The 26,597-nt window shown below is 72.7% G+C and carries 24 protein-coding genes; 13 read left to right on the forward strand and 11 right to left on the reverse strand.

Translation table 11 applies throughout. The annotated features are described in order from the left end of the window. The first annotated feature begins 5 nt into the window (after positions 1-5). Together G569_RS0111350 and G569_RS0111355 are read left to right on the forward strand one after the other, a co-directional pair. A complete protein-coding gene (locus tag G569_RS0111350; protein WP_028063501.1) occupies positions 6-977 on the forward strand; it encodes an LLM class F420-dependent oxidoreductase in 972 nt (323 codons plus the stop codon). Further along, positions 978-2,030 (forward strand): hypothetical protein, encoded by a 1,053-nt coding sequence (locus G569_RS0111355; protein ID WP_028063502.1) that lies wholly within the window; start codon positions 978-980, stop codon positions 2,028-2,030. A gap of 37 nt (positions 2,031-2,067) precedes the next feature. Here the strand turns inward: G569_RS0111355 and G569_RS62440 are convergent, their stop codons facing one another. Then, positions 2,068-2,238 (reverse strand): hypothetical protein, encoded by a 171-nt coding sequence (locus tag G569_RS62440; protein WP_157591965.1) that lies wholly within the window; start codon positions 2,236-2,238, stop codon positions 2,068-2,070. A gap of 117 nt (positions 2,239-2,355) precedes the next feature. On the opposite strand from G569_RS62440, the gene G569_RS0111360 reads away from it, so the two are divergent. Then, positions 2,356-4,425 (forward strand): sigma-70 family RNA polymerase sigma factor, encoded by a 2,070-nt coding sequence (locus G569_RS0111360; RefSeq protein WP_028063503.1) that lies wholly within the window; start codon positions 2,356-2,358, stop codon positions 4,423-4,425. A 66-nt stretch (positions 4,426-4,491) separates the two neighbouring features. On the opposite strand, the gene G569_RS57745 is transcribed toward G569_RS0111360, so the two are convergent. Continuing rightward, positions 4,492-5,760 carry a zinc-dependent alcohol dehydrogenase gene (locus G569_RS57745; protein ID WP_053226194.1) on the reverse strand — a complete coding sequence of 423 codons (1,269 nt, stop codon included), beginning with the start codon at positions 5,758-5,760 and terminating at the stop codon, positions 4,492-4,494. An 89-nt stretch (positions 5,761-5,849) separates the two neighbouring features. Here G569_RS57745 and G569_RS57750 point away from each other — a divergent pair, with 89 nt between their 5' ends. From G569_RS57750 to G569_RS0111375, 3 genes are read left to right on the forward strand one after another with little or no spacing between them, the layout of a single operon-like run. Beyond that, the gene (locus tag G569_RS57750; RefSeq protein ID WP_084284701.1) at positions 5,850-7,325 is read left to right on the forward strand and encodes a proline dehydrogenase family protein; all 1,476 of its coding nucleotides are present in this window, start codon (positions 5,850-5,852) and stop codon (positions 7,323-7,325) included. Continuing rightward, positions 7,322-8,881, forward strand: coding sequence for an aldehyde dehydrogenase family protein (locus tag G569_RS57755; protein WP_053226196.1), 1,560 nt, complete (start codon positions 7,322-7,324; stop codon positions 8,879-8,881). The genes G569_RS57750 and G569_RS57755 overlap by 4 nt, the downstream gene beginning before the upstream one ends. Before the next feature lie 17 nt (positions 8,882-8,898). Then, positions 8,899-10,041, forward strand: coding sequence for a PucR family transcriptional regulator (locus G569_RS0111375; RefSeq protein ID WP_028063504.1), 1,143 nt, complete (start codon positions 8,899-8,901; stop codon positions 10,039-10,041). 14 nt (positions 10,042-10,055) lie between these two features. Here the strand turns inward: G569_RS0111375 and G569_RS0111380 are convergent, their stop codons facing one another. Together G569_RS0111380 and mftF are read right to left on the reverse strand one after the other, a co-directional pair. Further along, a complete protein-coding gene (locus G569_RS0111380) occupies positions 10,056-11,426 on the reverse strand; it encodes an FAD-dependent oxidoreductase (RefSeq protein ID WP_028063505.1) in 1,371 nt (456 codons plus the stop codon). A gap of 31 nt (positions 11,427-11,457) precedes the next feature. Next, positions 11,458-12,753, reverse strand: a complete 1,296-nt coding sequence (mftF, locus tag G569_RS47505) for a mycofactocin biosynthesis glycosyltransferase MftF (protein WP_053226197.1) — start codon at positions 12,751-12,753, stop codon at positions 11,458-11,460. A 45-nt stretch (positions 12,754-12,798) separates the two neighbouring features. Between mftF and mftA the strand changes: the two genes are divergently transcribed. The 6 genes from mftA (at position 12,799) to G569_RS0111415 (ending at position 18,758) form a co-directional block, all read left to right on the forward strand. Next, complete coding sequence (mftA, locus tag G569_RS64530) at positions 12,799-12,924, forward strand: mycofactocin precursor MftA (protein WP_064750316.1); 126 nt, start codon at positions 12,799-12,801, stop codon at positions 12,922-12,924. Further along, the gene (mftC, locus tag G569_RS0111395) at positions 12,924-14,180 is read left to right on the forward strand and encodes a mycofactocin radical SAM maturase (RefSeq protein WP_169542120.1); all 1,257 of its coding nucleotides are present in this window, start codon (positions 12,924-12,926) and stop codon (positions 14,178-14,180) included. The genes mftA and mftC overlap by 1 nt, the downstream gene beginning before the upstream one ends. Beyond that, positions 14,177-15,334, forward strand: a complete 1,158-nt coding sequence (gene mftD / locus G569_RS0111400; RefSeq protein WP_028063507.1) for a pre-mycofactocin synthase MftD — start codon at positions 14,177-14,179, stop codon at positions 15,332-15,334. The genes mftC and mftD overlap by 4 nt, the downstream gene beginning before the upstream one ends. Then, positions 15,306-16,193, forward strand: coding sequence for a mycofactocin biosynthesis peptidyl-dipeptidase MftE (mftE, locus tag G569_RS47510; RefSeq protein WP_064750317.1), 888 nt, complete (start codon positions 15,306-15,308; stop codon positions 16,191-16,193). The genes mftD and mftE overlap by 29 nt, the downstream gene beginning before the upstream one ends. A gap of 14 nt (positions 16,194-16,207) precedes the next feature. Beyond that, positions 16,208-17,041, forward strand: a complete 834-nt coding sequence (locus G569_RS0111410; RefSeq protein ID WP_028063508.1) for a mycofactocin-coupled SDR family oxidoreductase — start codon at positions 16,208-16,210, stop codon at positions 17,039-17,041. Positions 17,042-17,141: 100 nt separating this feature from the next. Beyond that, positions 17,142-18,758, forward strand: a complete 1,617-nt coding sequence (locus tag G569_RS0111415; RefSeq protein WP_028063509.1) for an acyl-CoA mutase large subunit family protein — start codon at positions 17,142-17,144, stop codon at positions 18,756-18,758. A gap of 64 nt (positions 18,759-18,822) precedes the next feature. On the opposite strand, the gene G569_RS0111420 is transcribed toward G569_RS0111415, so the two are convergent. Genes G569_RS0111420 through G569_RS0111435 form a run of 4 tightly spaced genes read right to left on the reverse strand, consistent with a single transcriptional unit; the run spans position 18,823 to position 22,418 of the window. Beyond that, positions 18,823-19,134, reverse strand: coding sequence for a Dabb family protein (locus G569_RS0111420; protein WP_037495888.1), 312 nt, complete (start codon positions 19,132-19,134; stop codon positions 18,823-18,825). An 11-nt stretch (positions 19,135-19,145) separates the two neighbouring features. Further along, complete coding sequence (locus tag G569_RS0111425; protein WP_028063511.1) at positions 19,146-19,553, reverse strand: hypothetical protein; 408 nt, start codon at positions 19,551-19,553, stop codon at positions 19,146-19,148. Then, positions 19,550-21,157, reverse strand: a complete 1,608-nt coding sequence (locus tag G569_RS0111430; RefSeq protein ID WP_028063512.1) for a GMC family oxidoreductase — start codon at positions 21,155-21,157, stop codon at positions 19,550-19,552. Before G569_RS0111430 ends, G569_RS0111425 begins: the two co-directional genes overlap by 4 nt. Further along, positions 21,150-22,418 (reverse strand): FAD-binding protein, encoded by a 1,269-nt coding sequence (locus G569_RS0111435; RefSeq protein WP_028063513.1) that lies wholly within the window; start codon positions 22,416-22,418, stop codon positions 21,150-21,152. The genes G569_RS0111430 and G569_RS0111435 overlap by 8 nt, the downstream gene beginning before the upstream one ends. Positions 22,419-22,444: 26 nt before the next feature. Here G569_RS0111435 and G569_RS0111440 point away from each other — a divergent pair, with 26 nt between their 5' ends. Further along, entirely contained in the window at positions 22,445-23,422 is a 978-nt protein-coding gene (locus G569_RS0111440) for a LacI family DNA-binding transcriptional regulator (protein ID WP_028063514.1), read from the forward strand. Here the strand turns inward: G569_RS0111440 and G569_RS0111445 are convergent. The 3 genes from G569_RS0111445 to G569_RS0111455 are packed head-to-tail and all read right to left on the reverse strand — an operon-like array spanning position 23,419 to position 26,503. Beyond that, entirely contained in the window at positions 23,419-24,210 is a 792-nt protein-coding gene (locus G569_RS0111445; RefSeq protein ID WP_028063515.1) for a sugar phosphate isomerase/epimerase family protein, read from the reverse strand. The genes G569_RS0111440 and G569_RS0111445 overlap by 4 nt on opposite strands. Then, positions 24,207-25,352 carry a dihydrodipicolinate synthase family protein gene (locus tag G569_RS0111450; RefSeq protein WP_028063516.1) on the reverse strand — a complete coding sequence of 382 codons (1,146 nt, stop codon included), beginning with the start codon at positions 25,350-25,352 and terminating at the stop codon, positions 24,207-24,209. Before G569_RS0111450 ends, G569_RS0111445 begins: the two co-directional genes overlap by 4 nt. Beyond that, the gene (locus tag G569_RS0111455; protein ID WP_028063517.1) at positions 25,349-26,503 is read right to left on the reverse strand and encodes a Gfo/Idh/MocA family protein; all 1,155 of its coding nucleotides are present in this window, start codon (positions 26,501-26,503) and stop codon (positions 25,349-25,351) included. Before G569_RS0111455 ends, G569_RS0111450 begins: the two co-directional genes overlap by 4 nt. Between the last annotated feature and the right edge of the window lie 94 nt (positions 26,504-26,597).

Consider the following 26,597-nt stretch of genomic DNA (forward strand, 5'->3'; position numbering starts at 1 on the left):
TCACCATGCGCGCACCGTTCCAACTGGACCTGCACGTCCCGAATTTCAACTGGCCGGACACGCCGCCTGAGGCGTTCTTCGACAAGCTCGTCGACATCGCGACGACCGCCGAGAGCTCCGGCTTCAGCTCCATCTCGATGATGGACCACCTCCACCAGATCCCGCCGGTCGGTCCGCCGGAGAACTGGATGATGGAGGGCAACGCGATCCTCGCCGGACTGGCGGCGCGGACGTCGTCGATCCACCTCGGCCTGCTGGTCGGCGGCGTCACCTACCGCAACCCGGCGCTGGTGGCGAAGATGACGACGACGATCGACATCATCTCCGGCGGCCGCGCCGTGCTCGGCATCGGCGCGGCGTGGTTCGAGGCGGAGCATCTCGCCTACGGGTTCGACTTCCCGCCGCTCAAGGAGCGCTTCGAGCGGTTGGAGGACGCGCTGAACATCACGCGGTCGCTCTTCACCCAGGACGTCTCGACCTACGAGGGCACGCACTACCGCGTCGAGAACGCGTTCAACAACCCGAAGCCGATCCGCGGCGACATCCCGATCCTGATCGGCGGCTCGGGCGAGCGCAAGACGCTGCGGATGGTCGCGCAGTACGCCGACGGGTCGAACCTGTTCGGCGACGTCGAACGGGTCAAGCACCTGCTGGGCGTGCTCGAGGGGCACTGCGAGACGTTCGACCGCGACCCGGCCGAGATCACCAAGACCCGCATGGGCCGCGTCTACATCGGCGCCACCCACGAGGAGGGCGAGGCGAAGTTCGCGCCGGTGCTGGCCGCGTCCAACGATCCGGAGCGCGAGCGCGCGCAGGCATTCATCGGCGAGCCGTCGGAGATCGCCGAGCAGGTCCAGGCCTACCTCGACGCCGGCCTGGACGGCATCACCTTCTCGATGCCCGACGTGTGGGACCTCGAGGCGGTCGCGTTGGCCGGCGAGACCCTGAGCGCGGTCATCGGGACCCGCACGACGTAAGTGGTCGCCCCGGAGGACGTCAAGCGGATCGCCGCGCTCGAGAGCCCCGTCCTCCGGAACCTCGAGATCACCCACGCCTACTCGCTTCTCGCCGCGGCGGTCGCGGCGAGGAGCGGCACGGGCGCGAACTGGTGCACGTTCGCGACGTGGGCGTCGCGCCAGGCGGGGGCGACGATCCGCGGCGAGGACGCCCTCGACGTGCTGACCGAGCGGCTCGGCGGCAGGTCGCTGATGCACCCGTTGCAGTCGCTGGGACGCTGGCTGCTGCGGCGCGGGCTGCTGGACCCCGGGTCGCGAGTGGGCCGGGTCATGGGTCGTCTGCACACGCCGTTCGACGCGGTCGAACTGGCGTCGGACGCGGTCGCGCGCGGCAACCGGAAGGTGTTCGAGGAGATCGGCTACGAGTTCGCGCGCTGGCTGGCGGACGTCCCCGATTTCTACGACGGATTGCGTCCGGGCGATCCGCCGGACGGGCAGCGGCTCTTGCGGACGGCGTTCACCGTGTACTCGGCGCCGTCCCCCGGGCCGCAGCAACTCTTCTACGCCAACGTGCTGATCGGGCTGCACGAGCAGACGCGGCTGCAGCCGGAGATCTGCGAGGCGCTCGACGCCCCGTATGTGACGTCGGAGGAGTTGGGCCGGATGCTCTGCCCGCGGTCGCGGCCGCGGGTCCAGCGCCTGGCGGCGGTGGTCGCCGGCCCGGTCCAGGGATGGCTCGCGAAGGTCTCGCGCGAGGTCATCACGCACTCGCTGATGGTGCTGTCCGTGCCGGGACGCGTGCTGCTGCTCGGGCGCGATCTCGTCGACCCGTTCCCGTCCGTGCTCCGCGTGCTGAGCGATGCCGAGCTGGCCGCGCTGGTGGCGCAGTTCGAGCCGGCGGGCGGCGTCGATCGCTCCGGCGCCGTCGACTGGTCTGACCTGCACCAGCGGATGCACTACATCATCCACCTCTTCCGGGCGTTCGCTGAGAGCCACACGCTGTTCGAGCCGCCGTTCACGCCCGCCCAGGTCGAGCAGATCCTCGCCGGGCGGATCCCGGACGGCGACCTGTAGGGACCCGTCCAGCGACGGGTCCCCGAAGGCCGAGTCGTCAGTCGACGAGTGGCTCGCAGCCGTTGGTCCCGTGGCCGGCGTTGGAACAGACGTGCCCATCGGGGTCAGAGGTTGGGCGGTCGTACGCGGCACGGGCGGCGGGCGGCGGGTCCAGGCCGACCGCGGCCATCCGGGCCGGATCGCGAGCCTGCACTCGGACTGACAGCATCCTGCTGTTCCTCCTGGGTCGCTTCGTCGCTCGCTGGCGACTCGTCATGTAGGACGCACCAGGACCTGGCAGGTTGGATGGTTGCGACGCGCCAGTTTCCCGCCATCCTTGTGCGTGATGGGTGTCGTGGTCGTCCCGCTGCTCCGGCTGGCGTCGGATCAGCGCCTCGCTGAACTGATCTCCGGCGGGTCGGCGCACGCCTTCGAGGTGCTCTACGACCGCCACCATCGACCGGTGCTCGGGTTCTGCCGGCACATGCTGGGCTCGCTCGACGAGGCCGAGGACGTGCTCCAGCACACGTTCGAGGCGGCCTACCGCGACCTGCGCCGGTCCGGCCCGCCCTCGGCCGTCCGGCCGTGGTTGTTCGTGATCGCGCGCAACCGCTGCATCTCGCTCCTCCGCGCCCGCCGCGAGTTGCCCGCCGCCGAACTCCCGGAGCTGACCAGCGACCGGCTCGCGACCGACGTCGTCCTGCGCGAGGAGCTGCGGGCGGTGTTCGCGGGGCTGGCCCGCCTCCCCGACGACCAGCGCGCGGCGCTCGTCCTTTCCGAGCTGGGTGACATCACCCACGACGAGATCGCCCGCATCCTCGACTGCCGGCGAGAGCAGGTGAAGGCGTACGTCTTCCAGGCCCGGACGTCGCTGGTCGCCGACCGCGTCGCCCGTGACACACCGTGTGCCGAGATCCGCGAGCAACTCGTCGAGTCGCGAGGCGCGCAACTGCGCCGCCGCGCGCTGCGGCGACACCTCGACGAGTGCGTCGGCTGCCGCGAGTTCCGCGAGGCGCTCGGGGCCCAGCGCCGCGGGCTGCGCTCGCTGATCCCGGTCGCCCCGGTGCTCGCGCTCAAGCGCAGCGTGCTCGGCGCCGTGCTGGCCGGCGGCGGCGGCGGTGGCGCCGGCGCCGGTCTCTCCGTCGGAGGCCTGGCCGCGACGGCGCTGATCGTGATCGCCGTGCCGATCGGTGGCGCGGCCGTTGCGCGCGGTGACGACCATGCGTCGTCGTCGTCGTCGGCGGCGGCGGCGGCGGGGTCGGGGTCGGGGTCGGCGAGCGCCGCGGGTGCGCGCGATGCCACGGCGTCCTCCGTGGGAGGCGCAGCCGCGAGCTTGATCGTTTCGGCGCGTGGCGGGACGGGCGCGCGCAGTGGGCGCGACGCGCAGGGCGGGGTGGCGCCGGTTGGCGTGGCCCCAGGCGAGGCGTTGCCGGGCGGCTTCGCCCCGGCCGTCGACGTGGGCGGTCTTCCGGGCGTGGTCGACGACACGGCGAGCGCGACCGACCCCGATGCGGGCCCCGACCGCGGCGGAGTCGGCGACGCGAGCCCTGGCCGCGACAGCGACGGAACAGCCGACCCCGGCGACGGCTCCGGACGGGCGACCAGCCCCGACGAGGGTGAGGGGCGGGCGTCGAACCCCGGCCATGGCGGCACGAACCCCGGGCACGGCGGCACGAACCCCGGGCACGGTGGGACGAACCCCGGCCACGGTGGGACGAACCCCGGCCACGGTGGGACGAACCCCGGCCACGGTGGCACGAACCCCGGCCACGGTGGGACGAACCCCGGCCACGGTGGGACGAACCCCGGGCACGGCGGGACGAACCCCGGCCACGGTGGGACGAACCCCGGGCACGGTGGCACGAACCCCGGCCACGGTGGGACGAACCCCGGCCACGGCGGGACGAACCCCGGCCAGGGCACCGGACCGACGTCAAACCCCGGCCACAGCGGGACGAACCCCGGCCACGGCGGAACAAACCCCGGCCAGAGTGCCGGACCGACGTCGAACCCCGGCCACGGCGGGACGAACTCCGACCGCGGCGAGGGAGGAACTGACGCGGGCGGACACGCCGAGGCCGGGCGTGGTGGACGACCTGCAGACGAGGAGCGGGCCTCGAACGGGCGCGGACCTCAGGCCGACCGCGGCAGCGACGGCACCCCCGCGCCAGGGCGTCCCACCGATCCGGGGCCTGCCTCGGGCGATTCGCGCGGGAATGGCGCCGGCCCGCCGGGACAGAACGGACGCGACAACGGATCGCCGGCCGACACGACGCCGAAGAACGACAAGGCGAAGGGGCCCGAGCCCGCGGCTCCGGCGGCCAACGGCGGGTCAACGCCCGCCGCGGACCCGAAGCCGGGCGGCGGCCCGGGCGGCAAACCCGACAAGTCGCCCCCGGGTCACGATCCGCGCTAGTTCCGACCGGGGGGTGGCCAGGATTTCCGTCCTCTGAGTCAAGAAATCCTTGCCACCCCCCCGGGGTCACGGCTGGATCAGCACTTTCAGCGTGCCCGGGTGGGTGAGCTGCTCGAGCGCGTCGCGGGTGCGTTCGAGCGGGTAGGTGCCCGTGACGACCGGCTCGGTCTTGACCTTCCCGCTCGTGATCAGCGCGATCGCGTCGGGCCAGAAGCCGACCGAGCCGAGCACGCCGATCAGGTCGATGTCACGCACGACCATCCCGTCCCAGTCGAACGGGATCTGCGGCGCGCCGGACAGGCCGACGGCGACCACAGTCCCACCGGGGCGGACGGCCGCGAACGCGCTCGCGATCGCCGCCGGGCCGCCGGCGCAGAGGATCGCGACGTCGATCAGGTCGCGCTCGCCGATCGCGTCCATCGCCGCGCGGATCGCGGCGGGGTCGCCCCACCCGCCGGACGGGACGAGCGGGCCGTGGCCGTGCCCGGCGTGGCCGTGCCCCGCGTGGCCGCCGTGGCCGCCCGCGCCCGAAGCGCCCGGCCCGCCACCCGCGCCCGGCCCGCCACCCGCGCCCGCCCCGCGCCCCGGGGCGCCACCCGCGCCCGGCCCGCCACCCGCGCCCGCCCCGCGCCCCGGCCCGCCACCCGCGCCCGTGCCACGCGCCGCTCCCCCGAGCGCCTCGTCGTCCGGCAGCTCCATCGCCGGCGCGAAGCCGAGGGCGGCGGCGAGGGTCAGGCGGTCCTGGCGGGTGTCGGTGATCACGACGTCGGTGGCGCCCTCGGCGCGGGCGCACTGGGCGGCGAGGAGGCCGATCGGGCCGGCGCCGACGACGAGCACGCGCTGGCCCGCGACGCGGCCGCGGCGGACGGCGTGCAGGGCGACCGAGGTGGGTTCGACGAGCGCGCCCGCGCGAGGGTCGAGCTCGACGCGGTGGGCGTACGCGGCCGGGAAGACCAGGCGCGACGCCATCGCGCCGTCCATGTGGACGATGCCGGTCTCGGTGCGTTTGGCGCAGAGGTGGCGGCGGCCGGCGCGGCAGCGGACGCAGACGCCGCAGCCGATCGCGACCTCGCCGACGACGCGGTCACCCGGCGCGAACCCGGTGACCGCCTTGCCCACGTCGACGATCGTTCCCGTCCACTCGTGGCCGGGAACGATCGGGTACTTCGCCAGGCCCATCCGGAAATAGGCGAGTGAGCCGTCGAAGATCTCGATGTCGGTGCCGCAGATGCCGACGCCTGTCGGCTGGATCAACAATTGGCCCTCCCCCGGTGTGGGGTCGGGACGCTCGACGATCTCGAGCTGTTCGTCTCCGTGGAACTCGATTGCGCGCATGTCGTAACGAGAATTGAACAACCGTCGAAGGAACTCCGGACGGGTGACGATGGTGACGGAACCCGCCAGGGCATAGCGTCGCGCCGCGAATGAGGACGCTCCTCCCACCCGCCCCTGGCGCTGCGCCGGCGGGCTCCGACCGCGAGGCGCGCGTCCGCGCGCTCGGCCGTCAGATCGCCGCCGGCCAGGCCGCCGCGGGCCGCGGCCGTACCCACGCGCTGGAGGACCGCGGCATGGAGCTGCTCTCGCGCGACCCGGCCTTGAAGGCCGCGCTGTTTCGTCTTGTGGACGTGGCCCCCGCTTGCTCGGGGCCGCGCGAAGTGGCCGCCCACCTCGCATCTCTCCTCGGCGAGGTGGAGCGGCCGCTCGCGCCTTCCGACGCGGGCGGGACGGGCCGCGGCGCCGATGGGCGAGGCCGCGCGCGCGGCGGCGACACGTCACGAAGCGGACGCGGCGGTCCCATACGCGGCGTTGCGTATGAGCCCGTAGCGGCGATACGCAATGCGTCGTTGCGGCCCGTATCGAGCCGCGCGGTGGGTGGCGTGGCGGGGCTCGCGGTGCACCGGATGGCGAAGCGGTTCATCGTCGGCGCGGGGCCGAAGGAGGCCATTCCCGCGCTGCAGCGCCTGTGGGTGAGCGGCGCGGCGACGTCCGTCGACCTGCTCGGCGAGGCGACCGTCACCGCCGCCGAGGCCGACCGCTACGCGCAGCGCTGCGACGAGGCTTTGCGCACACTTGCGCATTCCGTAACACCTTGGCCCGCGCGGCCGACGCTCGAGGCGGACTCGTACGGCCCGATCCCGCGGGTGAACCTCTCCGTGAAGGTCACCGCGCTCACCGCCCGCGTGCGCAGCGAGGCGCCCGAGCTCGGGATCGAGGACGCCAAGCACCGGCTGCGCGGACTGTTGCGCACGGCCAAGGAGGTCGGGGCGCACCTGCACGTCGACATGGAGTCGATGGACAGCCGCGACCTGATCACCGAGCTCGTGATCCAGCTCCTGAATGAGCCGGAGTTCAAGCACGGGCCGAGCGCCGGGATCGTCCTGCAGGCCTACCTCCGCGACGCGGACGAGCAGCTCGACCGCCTGCTCGACGGCTACGCCGCGGCCGAACGCACCACGCCGCTCACGATCCGCCTGGTCAAGGGCGCGTACTGGGAGCACGAGACCGTCAAGGCGCGCCAGCACGGGTGGACGCCCCCGGTGTTCGAGGCCAAGGTCGAGTCGGACCGCAACTTCGAGCGCCTGACCAAGCGCCTGATCGCGTCGAGACCGCTCGTCCGACCCGCGATCGCGTCACACAACGTGCGCTCGATCGCCCATGCGCTCGCCCACGCCGACGACCCGCGCGACATCGAGTTCCAGGTCCTGCGCGGCCTCGGCGACGATCTGCAGCAGGCGCTCGCGCAGATGGATCTACGCGTCCGCACGTATTGCCCCGTAGGAGACCTCGTCGCCGGCATGAGCTACCTCGTGCGGCGGCTGCTCGAGAACACCTCCAATGACTCGTTCCTGTTGAGCCGTTCCCGCGGCGATGACCTCGACCACCTTCTCGCCGCCCCATGACCGCCTTCATCAACGAACCCCTGCTCGAGCTGCGTCGCGCCCCCGTCCGGGAGACGCTCGTCGACGCGCTGGCCGCGCTCGACCTCAAGCTCCCGCTCAAAGTGCCTGTCGTCATCGGCGGCGAGGCGCGCGACGAGCCCACTTTCGAATCGACCGATCCTGGCGCCCCCGAGCGGGTCGTCGCGCTGGCGACCGCGGCCACCCCCGCCGACGTGGACGCCGCGGTGCGGATGGCTGCCGCAGCCGCACCGGCGTGGGAGGATCGCGGCGCTCATGCCCGCGCCGCGATCCTCTCGCGTGCAGCCGGTGAGCTGCGCAGACGACGCGCCACCCTCGCCGCGCTGGCCGTGCGCGAGTGCGCGAAGCCGTGGGCGGAGGCCGACGCCGACGTCTGCGAGGCGATCGACTTCCTCGAGTACTACGCGCAGCAGGCCGTCCAGCTCGAGCACGCCGACGGGCTCGTCCAGCTCCCGGGCGAGCGCAACTCGATCCGCTACGCCGCCCGCGGCGTCGTCGCCGTCATCGGCCCGTGGAACTTCCCGCTCGCGATCCCGTGTGGCATGGTCGCCGCGGGTCTCGCCACCGGCAACGGCGTCGTGCTCAAACCCGCCGAGCAGTCACCCGCCTGTGCCTACGCCGTCGTCGAGGCCCTGCTGGAAGCCGGCGTCCCCGAGGGTGTCATCAACTTCCTCCCCGGCGAGGGTGACGTCGGCGCCGCGCTCGTCGCCCACCCCGGCGTGCACACGATCGCGTTCACGGGCTCGGGCGCCGTCGGCCTGGAGATCCTGAAACGCAGCACGGACCTCGCCCCCGGCCAGCACCACCTCAAGCGCGTCGTCGCCGAGATGGGCGGGAAGAACTGCGTGATCGTGGACGCCGACGCCGACCTCGACGACGTCGTCCCCGCCCTCGCCTACTCCGCGTTCGGCTTCGCCGGCCAGAAGTGCAGCGCCGCGAGTCGCGCGCTCGTCCACGGGCGGATCGCCGACGCCCTCCTCGAGCGCCTGCACGGCGCCGTCGAGGCGCTGCTGGTCGACCAGGCGCAGCGCTTCGGGGTCGACGTCCCGCCGGTGATCGAACCGGCGACGCAGGAACGCGTGGCGAAGTACCTCAGGATCGCCCGCGAGGAGGGCGCCCGCGTCTTCCAGCCCGGCGAGACGCCCGAGCACGGCCACTTCGTGGCGCCCGCGGTCGTCGACGGCCTGCCACTCGGCAGCCGTGTCGCCGAGGAGGAGATCTTCGGCCCGCTGCTCGCGGTGCAGCGCGTCAAGAGCGTCGACGAGGCCTGCCGGATCGTGTCCAACCAGCCGTTCGCGCTCACCGGCGGCCTGTTCAGCCGCGACCCCGCGACCGTGGACCGGGTGAGCCGGGCGCTCCCGGTCGGCAACCTCTACGTCAACCGGCACATCACCGGCGCGATGGTCGGCCGCCAGCCGTTCGGCGGCAACCGGCTGAGTGGCACCGGCAGCAAGGCGGGCGGCCCGGACTACCTCCTCCATTTCGTCGAGCCGCGGGTGGTGACGGAGGACACGATGCGCCACGGACTCGTCGTGTGACGCGCAATGATGCGGGAGTGGAGGCGGGTCTCCAAGAGATCGTCGACGCCCTGAGCGTCCGCCTCTCACGCCCGGTGCTGGTCGACGACGTCGACCTGCGCCCGCTCGCGTACAGCATCCAGTTCGGCGATCTCGACGCGGTCCGCACCGAGAGCATCCTCGGCCGCACGGCGCCCGACGCCGCCCGCGACTCGCTGTTCGGCCACGGCATCCGCTCGGCGCTGGAGCCCGTCCGCACCCCCGCGCACCCCGACATCGGGATGGAGGCGCGGATCTGCATCCCGATCCTGCGCGCCGGCCGCCGGCTCGGGTTCCTGTGGCTGATCGAGGACCGGCCGATCGACGACGACGAGCTGCGTCTCGCGCGCGCGGCCGCGTCGGAGGCGGCGACGGTCCTGCAGACCGAGGTCGACAGCCAGCTCGACCGCCGCCGCCGCGAGCAGGAGCTCCTCAGCGCGCTGCTGAGCGCCGACAACAGCGCGTCGAGCGGCGCCGCCGCGGTCCTCGAGGCCGATCACTACGTCCCGCCGCGGCCGCTGATCGTGATCGTGGGCGCCGGCGCGGCGGTGTCGGACGCGATCGACCGCTTCCGGGCGCGCATCCCGGTCAAGCATGCGCTCTGTGGCGAGGTCGGCGGGCGCGCGACGTGCGTCGTGGGCGCGCAGGCGACGATGCGCGGGGCGCAGCTCGCCGAGGCGCTCAGGAGCGTCGTCCCGGAGGGTGCCGCCGCGCACGTCGGCGAAGGCGACCCCGTGTCGGAGCTCAGCGAGGTGCGCTCCTCACACCGCCGGGCGCTGCAGGCGCTGCGCGTCGCGATCGACCGCGACCTGGACCTCGCCCGCTGGGACGAGCTGCGCGCCTACCGGCTGCTGACCGCGCTTCCGCCGACCGCGTTCGACGACGTCCCGGAGGGGCTGAGAAAGCTTCTCGAGGGCGGTCACGAGCAGCTCGTGCTGACGCTGGAGACCTATCTCGACCACGCGGGCGACGTGAAGTCGACCGCGGCCGAGCTGTGGCTGCACCGGACCTCGCTCTACTACCGGCTGCGCCGGATCGAGGAGATCGCGGGCGTCGACCTCAACCGCGGCGAGGACCGGCTCCTCTGCCACGTGGCGCTGCGCCTGTCACGGCTTCAGCGCGTTCCCGAGCAGCGCGGCTGAGCGGGTGGACTCGCTCAGACCTTGCTGGCGGAGGCGATGTCGATCATCTCGCCCGTGCGCACGAGCTTCACGCGCGGACGGCCCTGGGGCTCGCCGAGGCCGGTCTCGTGGACGTCGATCGCGCGCCAGCCCTCCCACGTGACGAGCTCCGGGCACTGCGCGGCGAGGAAGGCCTCGCACGCGGCCGGGTCGGCGTCCTTGGGGGTGTTGAGCTTGCCCGCGTCGCGGTCCTCGAGAATGCGGGCGACGGTGTCGGTCGCGTCCTTCTTGTTGGTGCCGATGACGCCGGACGGGCCGCGCTTGACCCAGCCGACGACGTACTCGCCGACCTCGTGCTCCCCGCTCTCGCCGAGCACCCGCCCGCCCAGGTTGGAGATCAGGCCCCGGCGCTCGTCGAACGGGATGCCGGCCAGCGGCGCGCCGCGGTAGCCGATCGAGCGGATCACGAGGCCGCAGGCGATGACCTCCTCCTCGCCCGTGGCCACGGCGCGGCCGTCGACGATCTCGTTCTTGACGATCCGGACGCCGGTGACGGGGCCGTCGTCGCCCTCGCCGAGGATCTCGAGGGGCGAGCGCAGGAAGCGCAACTCGACCTTGCGCTCGTGGCCGGCCGGCTCGCGCTGCGAGTACTCGCGCATCAGGTCGACGTTGCGCTTGTTGGTCGGGTCGCCTTCCTCCTCGAGCCATTTCTCGCTGAAGGGATCGAGCTCCATGTCGGCCGGGTCGACGATGATGTCCGCGCGGGTGAGCTCACCCAGCTCGCGCAGCTCGGGCGTCGTGAAGGCGGCCTGGGCGGGCCCGCGGCGGCCGAGGACGATCACGTCGTGGACCTCGGCGGCGTTGAGCGGCCCGATCGCGTGGTCGGCGGTGTCGGTGACCGCCATCTCGTCGGGGTGCAGGACGAGCATGCGGGCGACGTCGACCGCGACGTTCCCGTTCCCGATCACGACCGCGCGCGTGGCCGAGAGGTCGAACTCCTGGTCGGCGTAGTCCGGGTGGCCGTTGTACCAGGCCACGAACTCGAGGGCGCCGTGCGAGCCCGGCCGGTCCTCGCCCGGGATCCCGAGCTTGTTGTCGGACGCGGTGCCGACCGCGTAGAGCACCACGTGGTAGCGGTCGAGCAGGTCCTGGCGGCTGATGTGACCGCCCAGCTCGACGCTCCCATAGAACCGGAAGCCCGGATGCGTCGCGGTCTTCTCGTAGACCCGCGTGACGCTCTTGATCTTGGGGTGATCAGGCGCCACGCCTGCGCGCACCAGCCCGAACGGGGTCGGGAGGACTTCCAGCAGGTCGACTTCGAAGCCTGCCTTCAGAAGCTGGTCGGTCGCGTAGAAACCGGACGGGCCGGCACCCACGACCGCGGCACGCGGTGCGGTCTCGCTCATATGGCCTCAGATCGTAGAACGAGCCCCGCGTTCACGAGAGCGACACGCGGTCCAGCCTCCACGGGCGCGCGGGTAGCAGCGGGTCGATCGTGCGCTGCTCGATGCAACCGCGCCAGAGGCCGAGACCGTACGCGAGATCGTCGGCGAGCTGGAGCGGGCTCTTGGTGGCCAGCGCAGCGGCGAGCGGGAGGCGGGCCTTCGGGTGCAGCGCCGCCGCGGCGGAGAGCGGCCACCAGGCGCGGGTGAGCGCGTCGGCGACGACGCGGCCGGAGCGGAAGGAGCCGACGGCGGCGAGCTGGAAGGCCCGCGCGGGCTCGACCTCGCGCGCGGTCAGCGCGGTGGCGACGCCGACGATCCCGACCGCTGCGACGGGCCGGCGCGCCGCCAGCGCGAGCCAGGCCGCGGTCGTCCACGGCGAGACGTTGAGCGGGCGTGCTTTGCCGGGATGGCGCTTGGCGATGCCCGCCGCCGTCCGGCCGTAGTAGACGCGGCGTCCGAACCAGGCGCGGGGGTCAGTCCGGTGGGCGTGGGCGACGTGGGCGGCCGGCTCGTAACGCACGTACGGGACCCGCCACACGAACTCGACGTCCTCGCCGCCGCGCAGCGTGGGGTCGAACCTGAGGTGGCGGCGGGTGATGAGGGCGGCGCCGGGGACGAAGGGCACGCGACCGTAGGGGATGACGCGTGCGGGGTCGGGGCCGCGGTCGAGCGGGGACCGCTCGCGCTCGTAGTCGCGCAGTGCGCGGGCGAGCCGGCGCGGGGCGACGTGGTCAGCCGCCGCAGCGTCGAGCGCGACGACCCGGGGCGCGATCGCACTCAGTTCCGGGTCCGCGAAGTGCGGCAGGAGCACGTCGAGCCAGCCCGCGAGCGGCAGCGTGTCGCTGTCGAGGCAGGCGACGAGGTCGTGGCGCGCGAGCGACAGGCCGTCGTTGCGGGCCGCGGCGGCGCCGCCCTGGACGTCCCGCCGCACGTACCGGACACCGCGAGCCTCCTCGCGAACGATGTCGGTCTCCGAGGCGTCGTCGACCACGATCACGTCGTCCGACTCCAAGGCGTGTAGCAGCGGCGCGATCGAGCGGTCGCGCACCGGGATCACCACGGTGACCGGCGGGGCCGCACGTGACGGAGGGATCGGCTGCGCCAGGTTCGCCGCCACGAGCGCGCGGGCGAGCGCGCCGTCCTCCCCCACCGGATCGCCCGCGACCCACGACCGGATCCGCGCCGCCGCGCGCTCGGACAGGTCCACGAGCGCGAACGGCTCGCCCCCGAGGAGGCGGCGGCCCTCGAAGTGGGCGGTCAGGGTGACGTGGAAGTCGGCAGGCAGCATGTAACGTTGCGCCGCGGAGAGACCCGCTGGCGAAGGGAGCGAAGCATGCTTGATCCTGAGGTCGTCGAAGAGGACGCCGCCGTCGAGGAGACCGAGACCGAGCCCGAACTGGTCGAGGAGGACCTGCTGGTCGAGGACGTCTCGATCGACGGGATGTGCGGCGTCTACTAGTGGACGTCGAGCACCTCCGCCGCGCCGCCCGCCTGGGCGACAGCACGGCGCTGCGCCCGGAGCGCTTCGGCGCGCTGGCGTACGACTTCGACACGCGCCGGCTGAGCTTCATCCGCCGCCGCGCGCAGGCGCACGGCGCGCTCAACGACGAGTTCGAGCGCGGGCTCGACGCGCCGATCTGCCTCACCTGGGAGCTCACCTACGCGTGCAACCTCGCGTGCGTCCATTGCCTGAGCTCCTCCGGCCGCCGCGACCCGCGCGAGCTCAGCACCGCCGAGTGCAAGGCGGTGATCGACGAGCTCGAGCGGATGCAGGTCTTCTACGTGAACATCGGCGGCGGCGAGCCGACCGTCCGCAAGGACTTCTGGGAGCTCGTCGAGTACGCGACCGCGCACCACGTGGGCGTGAAGTTCTCGACCAACGGCCACCGGATCGACGCCCAACGGGCGCGATGGCTGCGCGGGAACGACTACGTCGACGTGCAGATCTCGCTCGACGGAGCGACCGCGCAGGTCAACGACCGCGTCCGTGGTCCCGGCAGCTACGAGACGGCACTGCGCGCGATGGAGCACCTCCGCGGGACGGGGTTCAAGCTGAGTGTCGTCGTCACGCGCGAGAACGTCGGCCAGCTCGACGCCTTCAAAGCGATCGCGGACGACTACGGCGCGCAACTGCGGCTCACGCGGCTGCGTCCGTCCGGCCGCGGCGCCGACGTCTGGGACACGCTGCACCCCACGGCCGACCAACAGCGGATCGTCTACGAGTGGCTGCTGCGCCACGGCGAGGACGTCCTGACCGGCGACTCGTTCTTCCACCTCGCGGCGTACGGCTCGCCGCTGCCGGGTCTGAACCTGTGCGGCGCCGGCCGGGTCGTGTGCCTGATCGATCCCGTCGGGGACGTCTACGCGTGCCCGTTCGCGATCCACGAGACGTTCCTGGCCGGCAACGTCCGCGACGCGGGCTTCGCGCCCGTGTGGCGGGAGTCGGAGCTCTTCCGCGAGTTGCGCGAGCCGCAATCCACGGGGGCGTGTACGTCGTGCGACATGTACGACGCCTGCCGCGGCGGGTGCATGGCGGCGAAGTTCTTCACCGGCCTGCCGCTCGACGGCCCCGACCCGGAGTGCGTGAAGGGCCACGGTGAAGCCGCGCTGGCCATCGCCACTCCGCGCAAGCCGAGCGTCGATCACTCGATCCGCAGACGCGCCATGGTTCCTGTCACGATCGTCGAGCGCCCCTGTAACGAGTCCCCTGTATGAGCTGGTTCGAGAGCGTCGCCGAGGCGGAGCGGCGCGCCAAGCGCATCCTCCCGCCGAGCGTGTTCAACGCCATCCGCGCGGGAACGGAACGCGGGCTGACGCTCTCGGACAATGTCGCGGCGTTCTCCGAGCTGGGGTTCGCGCCGCACGTCGCCGGAAGCTCCCCGCAGCGGGAGCTGGGGACGAGCGTGATGGGCGTCGAGCTGGCGCTGCCGGTGATCCTCTCCCCCGTCGGCGTCCAGGCGGTCCACCCCGTCGCGGAGCCCGGCGCGGCGCGGGCGGCGGCGGCGCGTGGAACGGCGTTCGGGCTCTCGGCGCTGGGGTCCACCGCCATCGAGGACGTCGTCAAAGAGAACCCGAAGACCTTCGCGCAGACCTACTGGGCGGGGTCGCGCGAAGCGATCGAGCAGCGGGTCGAGCGGGCGCGGCAGGCGGGCGCCGCGGGCCTCATCGTCACGCTCGACTGGACCTGGTCGCATTCGCGTGACTGGGGCTCGCCGTTCATCCCCCAGCAGCTCGACCTCAAGACGATGGCCAAGCTCGCGCCCGAGGTGCTGCGGCGGCCGGTGTGGGCGTACCGGTGGGCGCAGACTGGTGGCCCTCCCGGGCTCACCGTGCCGAACTTCGAAGGGTCGCCCGGGTTCTTCGCCGCCTACGGCGAGTGGATGGGGACGCCGCCTCCGTCGTGGGAGGACGTCGCGTGGCTGCGCTCCCTCTGGGACGGGCCGTTCATGGTCAAGGGGATCGTCCGGGTCGACGACGCGCGCCGTGCGGTCCAGGACGTCGGCGCCACCGCTGTGAGTGTCTCCAATCACGGCGGGAACAACCTCGACGGCACGCCGGCGACGATCCGCGCGCTGGCCGCGGTCGTCGAGGCGGTCGACGGGCGCGCCGAGGTGCTGCTGGACGGCGGCGTGCGGCGCGGCTCGGACGTCGTCAAGGCGCTCGCGCTCGGCGCACGCGCGGTGATGATCGGGCGGCCGTACCTGTGGGGCCTCGCCGCCGACGGCCAAGCGGGCGTCGAGAACGTGCTCGACGTGCTGCGCTCCGGGATCGACTCCGCTCTGCTCGGCCTCGGCCGCGCCTCCGTGCACGACCTCGTCCCATCCGATCTACTGGTGCCCGATGGCTTCTCCCGGCGCCTCGGCGCTTGACGAGCTGACGACGCTGGAAGCGGCCGGCGACGTGCTCGTCGTCCCCCTTGGGGCGACCGAGCAGCACGGCCCGCACCTGCCGCTCGGCACCGACACGATCATCGCGACCGCGCTCGCCGCCTCGCTCGACGCGGTCGTCGCGCCCGCGCTCCCCTACGGCTCCAGCGGCGAGCACGCGGGCTTCGCGGGCACGCTCTCGATCGGCCGCGAGGCGCTGGTCGCGGTCCTCGTCGAGCTCGTGCGCTCGTCGTCGTTCGCGCGGGTCGTGTTCGTGAGCGGACACGGCGGGAACGCCGAGCCGCTCGCCACCGCGGTCCGCCGGCTGCGCGACGAGGGCCACGACGTGTGGGCCTGGGCGCCGGCCTGGGGCGGCGACGCCCACGCGGGCCGCATCGAGACCTCGCTCCTGCTCGCGCTCGAGCCGCGGCTCGTGGGCGAGGCGCGCGAGCCGGGGAACACGGAGCCGCTGAGCGCGTTGATGCCGCGCCTGCGAGCCGAAGGCGTGCGCGGCGTGGCACCGAACGGCGTCCTCGGCGACCCGACGGGTGCGAGCGAGGAAGAGGGCCGCGCGCTGCTGGCGGCGGCGATCGCGGACCTGCGCGCGTTCGTGGCGAGCCTGCCGCCGGTGGCGGCGCGCGGCGAGTCCGCGCGGAGCCGCGGCGACGCCGCGCAGGCGGGCGGCGACACCGCGCGGGCGCGCGGCGACATCGCGCGGGCGGGCGGCGAGTCCGCGCGAAGCCGCGGCGACACCGCGCAGGCGGGCGGCGACACCGCGCGGGCGGGCGGCGACACCGCGCGGGCGGGCGGCTGCGCCCTCGCGCCAGGCGGCGCCACGCGGCTCGTCGGAGGCCGCCCGTGACGCGGCCGCGCTCCATGACCTCCTCCCGCACCCGGCTCGCCCGGCAGCGGTCTCGGCTCCCCCTCGGTGGGCGGTCGCGCGGGGTCGCGCTCGTCACCGGGGCCGCGCGTGGCATCGGGCACGCGACGGTGCGGCAGCTGTCCTCCGACGGCTGGAACGTCGTCGCGGTCGATCGCGGCGCGGACGACCCGCGGCTTCCCTACGCGCTCGGCACCGCAGCCGAGTTGCAGCGACTCGGCAACGAGCGCGTCGTCGCGATCCCCGCCGACGTCACCGACCCCGAGGCGCTCGCGGGCGCGGTCGAGATCGCGGAGCGGCGCTGGGGCGGGCTCGACGTGGTCGTCGCGGCCGCCGGCGTGATCGCCGGAGGGGCGGACGCGTGGGAGCTCGACCCCGAGCAGGAGCGGGCCGTGCTGGAGATCAACCTCGGCGGCGTCATCAACACCGCCCGCGCCGGGATCCCCGCCCTGCTCAGGCGCCCGCAGCCGAGAGAGGGACGGTTCATCGCCGTCGCCTCCACGGCCGCCACGAAGGGCCTCCCGATGCTCGCCGCCTACTGCGCCTCGAAGGCGGGCGTGACCGGGTTCGTCCGCGCGCTCGCGCTCGAGTTGGCGGGCACGGGCGTGACCGCCAACTCGGTCAGCCCGGGCTCCACGCGGACCCCGATCCTCGACGAGTCCGCCCGCCTCTACGGTCTCCCCACCGCCGAGGCCTTCGCCGACCAGCAGCCCTGCAACCGGCTGCTGGAGCCCGAGGAGATCGCTGGGCTGATCGCGTGGCTCGCCGGGCCGCACAGCGGCGGCGCGACCGGCGCCGACTACCCGCTTGACGGCGGTCTTTCCCTCTAGCTCGAGCCCCTGTACGTAAAGTCGCGCTCAGGGGTTCCGTCGCGTCCGTCTGCGCGTACAATAGGTGGACTTCCAACTATCTTAGGCCCGAGCATCCCCTATGAGCGCACCCGCTGTCAAACGCACGCAGGACGCCGCCACGAAGGAGCGCACGACGCTCTCGGGCGAGCCGATCAAGGCGCTCTATGGGCCTGAGGACGTTCGCGACCACGACGCGAACATCGGCAACCCGGGCGAGTTCCCGTTCACTCGCGGCGTCTACCCGTCGATGTATCGCGGGCGCCTGTGGACGATGCGGCAGTTCGCCGGCTTCGGCACCCCCGAGGAGACCAACGAGCGCTTCCGCTACCTGCTCGACCACGGCCAGACGGGTCTGAGCACGGCCTTCGACATGCCCACGCTGATGGGCCACGACTCCGACAGCGCCCGCAGCCTCGGCGAGGTCGGGCGCGAGGGCGTCGCCGTCGACACCGTCGACGACATGGAGACGCTGTTCAACGGCATCGACCTCGGCGACGTGACGGTCTCCATGACCATCAACGCCCCCGCGGCGATGATCATGGCGATGTACGTGGTCGCGGCCGAGAACTCCGGCGTGCCCGCGCACAAGCTCGGCGGGACGATCCAGGCCGACATCCTCAAGGAGTACATCGCCCAGAAGGAGTGGGCCTTCCCGGTCGATCCGGCGATGCGCCTGCTGGGCGACATGATGGAGTGGTCGACGAAGACGATGCCGCGCTGGCATCCCGTGAGCATCTCCGGCTACCACATCCGCGAGGCCGGGGCGACCGCGGCGCAGGAGCTCGCGTTCACGCTCAAGGACGGCCTGACCTACGTCGAGGAGCAGATGGCCCGAGGCATCGACGTCGACGACTTCGCGCCGCGCCTGAGCTTCTTCTTCAACGCGCAGATCGACTTCTTCGAGGAGATCGCCAAGTACCGCGCCGCCCGCCGGATCTGGGCGCGCGAGCTCAGGGAGACCTACGGGGCGAAGAACCCGCGCTCCTGGCTCATGCGCTTCCACACGCAGACCGCCGGCGTGAGCCTCACCGCCCAGCAGCCGCTCAACAACATCGTCCGCACGGCGATCGAGGCGCTCGCGGGCGTCCTCGGCGGCACCCAGTCGCTGCACACCAACTCCTACGACGAGGCGCTCGCGCTCCCGACCGAGGACGCGGTCCGCATCGCCCTGCGCACCCAGCAGATCATCGCCCACGAGACCGGCGTGACGAACACCGTCGACCCGCTCGGCGGCTCCTACTTCGTCGAGGCGCTCACCGACCGCCTGGAGGAGCAGGCCTACGCCTACTTCGCCAAGATCGACGAGCTCGGCGGCATGGTCGAGGCGGTCAAGCGCAACTACCCGCAGCGCGAGATCGCCGACGCGGCGTTCGAGCTGCAGGAGAAGATCGACGACCACGAGCAGATCGTCGTCGGCGTCAACAAGTACACCGAGGGCGACGACGGCGAGACCCCGATCCTGCGCATCGACCCCGCGCTCGAGCGCAAGCAGATCGGCCGCGTCCAGGCCGTGCGCGCCCGCCGCGACGGCGCCGAGGTCGAGCGCAAGCTCGCCGAGCTCCGCAACGCCGCCGCGACCGACGTCAACCTGATGCCGACCCTGGTCGAGTGCGCTCGCGTGCACGCGACCGAGGGCGAGATGGTGGACGCGCTCCAGCACGTGTGGGGCGCGTACACCGAATCGCCGGTTTTCTAAAGGGGCCAGGCCCCTTTAGGTTCGCCCCGTGTGGCCCGCCGCGCAGCGGCGGGCCGGCGGGGGGTTAGAGCGCCTCGCTGTCGAGCTCGAGGAAGTCCGTGACCTCGTTGTCCCAGCGCTCGGACACGAACGACACGTGGTCCGGGTGGGCGCTGTAGGCGTCGTACGCGGCGCGGTCGACGAACTCCATGACGAGCGAGAACGCGTAGTCGTTCTTCGGCGAGACCTCGCGCATGATCTCGAAGGCCTCGACGCCGGGGATCGAGGCCAGCTCCGCGTTGGCGCGAAGGAAGTCCGCCTCCTCGGGCGAGCCTTCCGCGTGCTTCAAAGTGAAAACGACTCCGTGACGAACACGGCCGGGTGTCAGGATTGGCATAGGGTGAGAAGTCAATCAGGCGTGGGGCGATAGACGGGGCCTCGCGCGACGACGCTGTCGAGCAGGCCGTCGTCGAGGTAGTCCGGGGCGGCGTCGGGGTCGATCGGCCGCGCCTCCAGACCCGGGTAGCCGATCGCCTCGCGCATCGCCGGGTTGAGGAAGTAGGCCGCGGGGACGACCGCGGTGATCACGCCCCAAGCGCCGGCGTCGGCCCGCAACGCCGCGATCGGATCGGCCGCGCCCTCGACCGACGCCAGCGCCGCCTCCAGGGGCGAGGCGAGGTCCGGCCGCGCGGCCAGCACCTCGTCCAGGTACTGCCCCGCGACGCCGGCCTCAGAGGCCGACGGCATCCCCGAGCCTGCTGGGATCAGCACGTCGGCGATCGCGGCCAACTGCGCGCGATGAGCATCCGAGATCATGCCGCCACCCTCTGGTCTCGCCGGGACTCGATCAATTGGTCGGCGAACCGCAGTGCCAGCGCCGCGATCGTCGCCGTCGGGTTCATTCCGGCCGACGTGGGCCAGACGCTGCCGTCGAAGACGTACAGGTTCGGCACGTCGTGGCAGCGCCCGGAGGCGTCGACGACCGACGTCGCCGGATCGTCGCCCATCATCGTCGTCCCGAGCAGATGCCAGCCCGTGGCGCGGATGAACGGCGCCACGACCACGTCGCGCGCACCCGCCGCGAGCAGCGACTCGCGCGCCCGCGCCTGGTGGAACTCGACCAGCCGCCGCGAGTTCTCCGACAGCTTGTACTCGATCTTCGCGCCCGCGATCCCGTACGCGTCCTTCACCGCAGGGTCGAGCACGACCCGGTTGGACTCCTCCGGCAGATCCTCGGCGATGATGCCCCACATCGTCGAGTGCCCGAGCCGCCCGCGGACGGCGTCCTGGAACCCGGAACCCCAGATCTCGTTCTCCGCGCCCCACGGGTACGCGCTCGTCATCGAGAACGGCCCGCCGGTCGGCTGGAGCCCCCACTTCGCCCCGCGCACGAACCCGCGCGACGCGTCGGTCTCGTAGAACTCGAGCGAGTGGATGTACTGGCCCCACGGGCCCTGCCACGCGCGGAAGTCCTCGTCGAAGACGCCGACGACGGTCCCGAACGGGTGCATCATCAGCCGCTTGCCGACGAGCCCGCTCGAGTTGGCGACGCCGTCCGGCGAATCGCCCGAGAGCAGCAGCAGCCGCGGCGTCCCGATCCCGTTGGCGGCGAGGATCGTCACGCCCGCGCGGACCTCGTGCTCGACGCCGTCGCCGTCCACGTAGACGCAGCCCCCGACGAGCCCGTCCGGCCGCATCACCAGCTCCCGCACCCGCGCACGCGTCCGCAGCTCGACGCCGAGCTCGAGCGCCCGCGGCCAGTGGGTGCGGTCGACGGTCCCCTTCGCGCCGTCCATGCACGCCTGCAGGCAGGTGCCGCGCTGGACGCAGGCGTTCAGGTTCCCGTAGCGGCGGGTGGCGATCGCCAGCGGCGCGGGCCACCAGTGCCAGCCGAGCTCATTGTGCGCGCGGGCGACACGCTTTCCGGCGGGTCCCAGCGGGACGGGCGGCAACGGCGGGCCCTCGCCGGGCGGGAACGCCGTGTCGCCCGCGAGCCCGGAGATCCCGAAGTCGCGCTCGACCCGCACGTAGTAGGGCTCGAGGTCCTCGTAGGTGAGCGGCCAGTCGTCGGCGACGCCGTCCAATGTCCGCACCCGGAAGTCCGACGGCATGTTGCGCTGCCACTGCGCCGCGTAGACCACGGTCCCGCCGCCGACGCCGTTCCACATCAGCGCGGTGATGTCGGACTCCGAGTCGTTGATCGGGTAGTCGCCGGGCGCCTGGCGGACGTTCGGGTCCCAGCCCCAGTCGCGGCCCGCGGTCAGCGGGAAGTCCTCGCGGGTGACCGTGGCCTTCGCGTAGTCGGGCCAGTCCCCCTGCTCGAGCACCAGGACCGAGAACCCCTCCTCGGCCAGCCGTTTGGCCGCGATCGCGCCGGACGGCCCGGCACCGACGATCAGGACGTCGGGCTCCTTAGACATCGATCTCCTCCTTGTCCATCACCACTGCCTCCACGGCCCGCGGGCCGAAAATCATCCCGAGCATGAGGCCCGCGACGTAGTGCGGGCCCTGGAGCCCGCCCGCGTCGCCGCCCGCGCAGTACAGCCCCGGCACCCGCGCGCCGTCGCGGTCCAGCACCCGGCCCCACGCGTCGACCTTCACGCCCCCGAGCGTGAACGTGATCGTCGGCTGGAACTCGACCGCCCAGAACGGCGCCTCGCGCAGCTGGTTCGGACCGCTGTATCCCTCGAGCGTCTCGCGCAACGCGGCGGCGTCGACGCCCCACTCCCCCACATGCCCGATCAGCTCGTCGACCGTCGGCGCCGACACGATCCGGGCGCCCAGCGACCGCGCGTGCTCGAAGCGATCGATCACCTGCCCGTGCGGGTACGGCGCGCTGACCACCCGCACGCGGCGCACGGCGTCGTCGCACAGCAGCACGCCGCGCGCGCCCGGCTGGCGCAGCGTCAGCTGGTTGGCGACCTCGTCGCCCAGCGCCTCGTCGTGGTACCGGCGTCCCAGCCGGTTGACGAGGATGCACCACTTCGAGTGGTACTGGGCGAGCGGCAGGTAGCTGGACGGCTCGAAGGAGGTCAGCGGCGACGCGACGGTGTGCCCGTAGAACGTGCCCAACCCCGCCGACGCGGCCCCACCGGCATCGCGCGCCATGCGAAACCCGTCGCCCACGGACCACGGATTCGAGCGCACGAGCACGCGATCGGCGTCCCACCCGAGGAACGTCTTGACCAGTTCGCGGTCGCCCTGGAAGCCGCCCGTGGCGAGCAGCACGGCGCGGGCGCGGATCTCCTCACCGCCGACGACCGCCCCGACGACACACCCGTCCTCGACGAGCAGCGAGCGCACCGGCGCCGAGAGCCGCAGATCGTCGATCCGGGACGCCCAGTGGTCGTGCAGCGCATGGATGTCGGTGCGGTAGGCGACGCCGAAGCCGAGGTGCTCGGTCCAGCGCTCCGTGATCGGCACGCCGGCGTCGCGCGCGGCGGCCACGGCGGGTTCGAAGCCCTCGACCAGCACCCGCCCGAGGTCCGGATCGCCGTCGGGCAGCAGCGAGGTCAGCGTGGGGACGTCCGGCGCGGTCCAGAGAATCCCCGCGGAAAAGTAGGCTGAACCGCCATACCGTCCGGCCTTCTCACATACGATCGCGGAGAGCCCACGCGCGGCCGCGGCCGCACCCGCGGCCAGCCCCGCCTGTCCCCCGCCCACGACGAGAAGATCGATCACGTGCCCACCTCCGTAACGTAACCGCCGTGGCGTCTCTCAGCGACATCTCCCGGCACGCGGGCGTCTCGATCGCCACGTGCTCGCGCGTCCTCAACGGCTCGGCCCATCCGGTGTCCGAAGCGACCCGCACGCGCGTGCTCAACGCGGCGCAGGAGCTCGGGTACGCGCCGTCCGCGCTCGCCCGTGCCCTCGTGACCCGCTCGAGCCGGATCATCGGCGTGATCGTGGGCGACATCGTCGACCCGTACTTCGCCGAGATCGCCCGCGGCGTGGAGGAGGTCGGCGCCGACCTCGGGTACCTGACGATGGTGTGCAGCGCCGAGGTGGGCAGCGACGCCGAGCTCGGCCACCTCCGGCAGTTGCGCGACTACCACGCCGCCGGGATCGTCTTCGCGGCGTCCGGCCGCGCCAACGACCCGAGCGCGCTCGAGCTGGGCGAGGCGGTCGTCGACGCGCGCGAACGCGGATCGGTGATCGTCGCGCTCGCGCAACGCGACTTCGACGCGCCCACGATCGTCTTCGACAACGAGGCGGCGACCCACGACATCACGGCCTACGTGAAGAGCCTCGGCCACGAGCGCGTCACGTTCGTCGAGGGCCCGGCGGGGCTGCACACGAGCGCGCTGCGGCTCAAAGGCTTCCAGCGGGCGGGCGGGACGGACAAGATCGTCGGCGGCTTCTCCTACGAGGATGGCGTCCGCGCGGCGGACACGCTGCTGGGGCGCGACCGGCTGCCCGACGCCATCGTCGCCGCCAACGACGAGGCCGCGATCGGCGTGCTCATGCGTCTGCGCGACCGCGGCGTCGACGTGCCGGGCCAGGTCTCGGTCGCGGGCATCGACGACGTCCGCACCGCGCACTTCGTCGGCCTGACGACGGTCAGCGTCCCGCTGCACGAGATGGGCAAGCGAGCGGCGCACACCGTGCTCGGCGGTTACAACGCCGAGGACGTGGTGCTGGCGCACAAGGTCGTGCCGCGCGCCACGACCGCGCCGCGGAGCTAGAGCACGCATCGCTCGAAGCGCTCGACCGTCAGCCGCATCAGCTCGGCGCGGGGCAGGTCCCAGATCGCCGGGTTGAGGATCTCGACCTCGATCGGGCCGCAGTAGCCCGCGGCCTCGATCATCGCGCTGAAGCCGTGCAGGTCGATGATGCCGTCGCCCATCATGCCGCGCTCCAGCAGGGTGTGGGAGGTCTCGCGAAGCCAGTCGTTGACGTGGTAGCCGACGATCCGGCCGGCGGCGCGGGCGACCTGCTCGGGCAGCGACGCGTCCCAGAACGTGTGGTAGACGTCGATGACGACGCCGACGCCGGGGTCGCCGATCCGCTCGGCGATGTCGAGCGCGTTGCCGAGCGAGGTGATCGCCGAGCGCTCGCCGATCATCATCGGGTGCAGCGGCTCGATCCCCAGCCGGACGCCGAGCTCGTTGGCGTGCGGGAGGAGCTTCTCGATGCCACGCCGGATCGTGTCGCGCGCCTGCGCCAGGTCCTTGGTGGCCGGCGGGCCGCAGACGAGCACGAGCGCGTCGGTCCCGAGCGCCGCGGCCTCCTCGACCGCGCGCCGGTTGTCGGCGTCGGCGTCCTCGGCGGCGAAGAACCCGCCGCGGCACAGCGACGAGACCTTCAGGCCGGCGGCGTCGATCCGCTTGCGCGCGTCCTCGACCCCGATCTCCGCGACCTTGTGCCGCCATGGCCCGATCCACTCGATGCCATGCTCGGCGCACGCGTCAATGACCTCGGCCAACGGCCAGCGGTCCGCGGTCATCGAGTTGAAGGAGAGCCGGGAGCTCAATTGACGCCTGCCAGAGCCAGCACGTGGCGCATGCGTTCGCTCGCGAGCTCCGGGTCGCGCAGCAGGCCGGCCCGGTCGGCGAGGACGAACAGCTCGGCCAGGTGCAGCACGCTGCGCCCGCTCTCCAGCCCGCCGACCATGCGGAAGTGCTGCTGGTGGCCGTTGAGGAAGGCGAGGTAGACGACGCCCGTCTTGTAGTACTGGGTGGGCGGGGCGAAGATGTGGCGCGAGAGTGGCACCGTCGGTGCCAGCAGCTCGTCGTAGCGCGCGGTGTCACCCTCGTCGAGCGCGTGCATCGCCGCCGCGGCGGCGGGCGCGATGGCGTCGAAGATGCCGAGCAGCGCGTGGCTGCCGCTCGCGATCAGCTGCGGGTAGTTGAAGTCGTCGCCCGTGTACATCTTCACGCCCGCGGGCAGCCGCTCGCGCAGCGCGATCTCCTTGTCCGCGTCCAGCAGCGAGATCTTGATGCCGTCGACCTTCTCGACGTGCGCGTCGATGATCGACACCACCACGTCCAGCGCATCCTCGAACACGCGCGAACCCCAGTATCCGGCGAGCAGCGGGTCGAACATGTCGCCGAGCCAGTGCAGGATCACGGGCGCAGAGGCGGCGTCCAGCAGCTCGCCGTAGATGTTCCGGTAGTCGTCGGCGGACGAGGCGGCCGCGCAGAGCGCCCGCGACGCCATCAGGATCACCGGCGCGCCCTCGCCCTCGATGAACTCGAGCTGCTCCGTGTACGCGCGGCGCACGTCGTCGAGCGTCGCCGGGCCGGCCGGAAGCTGGTCCGTGCCCGCCCCCGCCGCCAGTTGCCCGCCGACGGCCTTGGCCTCGGCGACGCTGCGCCGGATCAGCTCCTGCGTCGCGGCCCAGTCCAGCCCCATCCCCCGCTGGGCGGTGTCCATCGCCTCCGCCACGCGCAGCCCGTGCGCCCACAGGTGGCGGCGGAAGTGCAGCGTCGTCTCCCAGTCCAGCTGCGCGGGACCGGTCGGGTCGCCGCCGGCCAGCGGATCGGCGACGACGTGCGCGGCGGCGAAGCAGACCCGTGAGCGCGGCTCGGCGCCGAGCACCGGCAGCGGCTCCCGAGCGACCGGCTCGTAGGGCTCCAGGACGCCGCCGGCGCGCGGCAGCACGAGGGCGCTCATAGCGTCAGCTCCGGCACGTCGACCCAGCGACGCTCGCGCCACGACTGCTCGCCGAGCTCGTACAGCTGCACGCCACGCGCGCCCTCGACGAAGTCCCAGCGGAACGGCTCGTCGAGCACCACGTGGCGCAGGAACGCCTCCCACTGGAGCTTGAAGCCGTTCTCGGGCGGCTCGACGACCGGCACGTCGGTCCACGAGGCGCGATGGTCGACGGGGTCCGGCAGGTCCGGGTTCCAGACCGACTTGGGCGTGGTCACCGCGGACTGCACCTTGCAGTCGCGCAGGCCGGCGACCGCGCTTCCCTGCGTCCCGTCCACCTGCAGCTCGAACAGCTCGTCGCGGTTGACCCGCACGCACCAGGACGAGTTCATCTGCACGATCAGCCCGCCGTCGAACTGGAACATCGCGTACGCGGCGTCCTCGGCGGTCGCCTCATACGGCTCGCCTGCCTCGTCGATCCGTTCGGGAATGTGCGTGGCGCCAACAGCGCAGACCGATCGAACAGGTCCGAACACGTTGTCCAGCACGTAGCGCCAGTGCGGGAACATGTCGCTGATGATGCCGCCGCCGTCGGCGGTGCGGTAGTTCCACGACGGGCGCTGCGGCTTCGGGTCCGGGCCCGGATAGACCCAGTAGCCGAACTCGCCGCGCGCGGCGATGATCCGGCCGAAGAAGCCCGACTCGACCAGGCGGCGGAGCTTGATCAGACCCGGCAGGAAGAGCTTGTCCTGCACGACGCCGACCTTGACGCCGCGATCCCGCGCGGCCCGCGCGAGCGACAGCGCGCTGGCCACGTCGGGCGTGACCGGCTTCTCGCAGTAGATGTGCTTGCCGGCCGCGATCGCGGCCTCGACGGCGGGCGGGCGCGCCGATGTCAGCTGCGCGTCGAAGTAGATCTCGTACGCCGGCTCGGCCAGCAGGGCGTCCAGGTCGGTCGACCACTTCTCCAGTCCATGCGCCGACGCCAGCGCCGCGAGCTTCGCCTCGCTGCGCCCGACGAGCACCGGCTCGGGCCAGATCACGTCCCCGTTGCCGTTGATGGGCAGCCCGCCCTGCTCGCGCAGCGCGAGGATCGACCGGATGAGGTGCTGGTTCATCCCCATCCGCCCGGTGACACCGTTCATGATGATTCCAACGACGCGCTGCGCCACAGTTCTCCCCCATGGAAAGCGTTTGCCACGAGGCAATGTAACGCGGACCCGCCCAAAAGAAAAGGCGGCCGCCCTGACCAGGGACGACCGCCTC

The sequence above is a fragment of the Solirubrobacter soli DSM 22325 genome, from assembly GCF_000423665.1.
GTDB classification, from domain to species: Bacteria; Actinomycetota; Thermoleophilia; order Solirubrobacterales; family Solirubrobacteraceae; genus Solirubrobacter; species Solirubrobacter soli.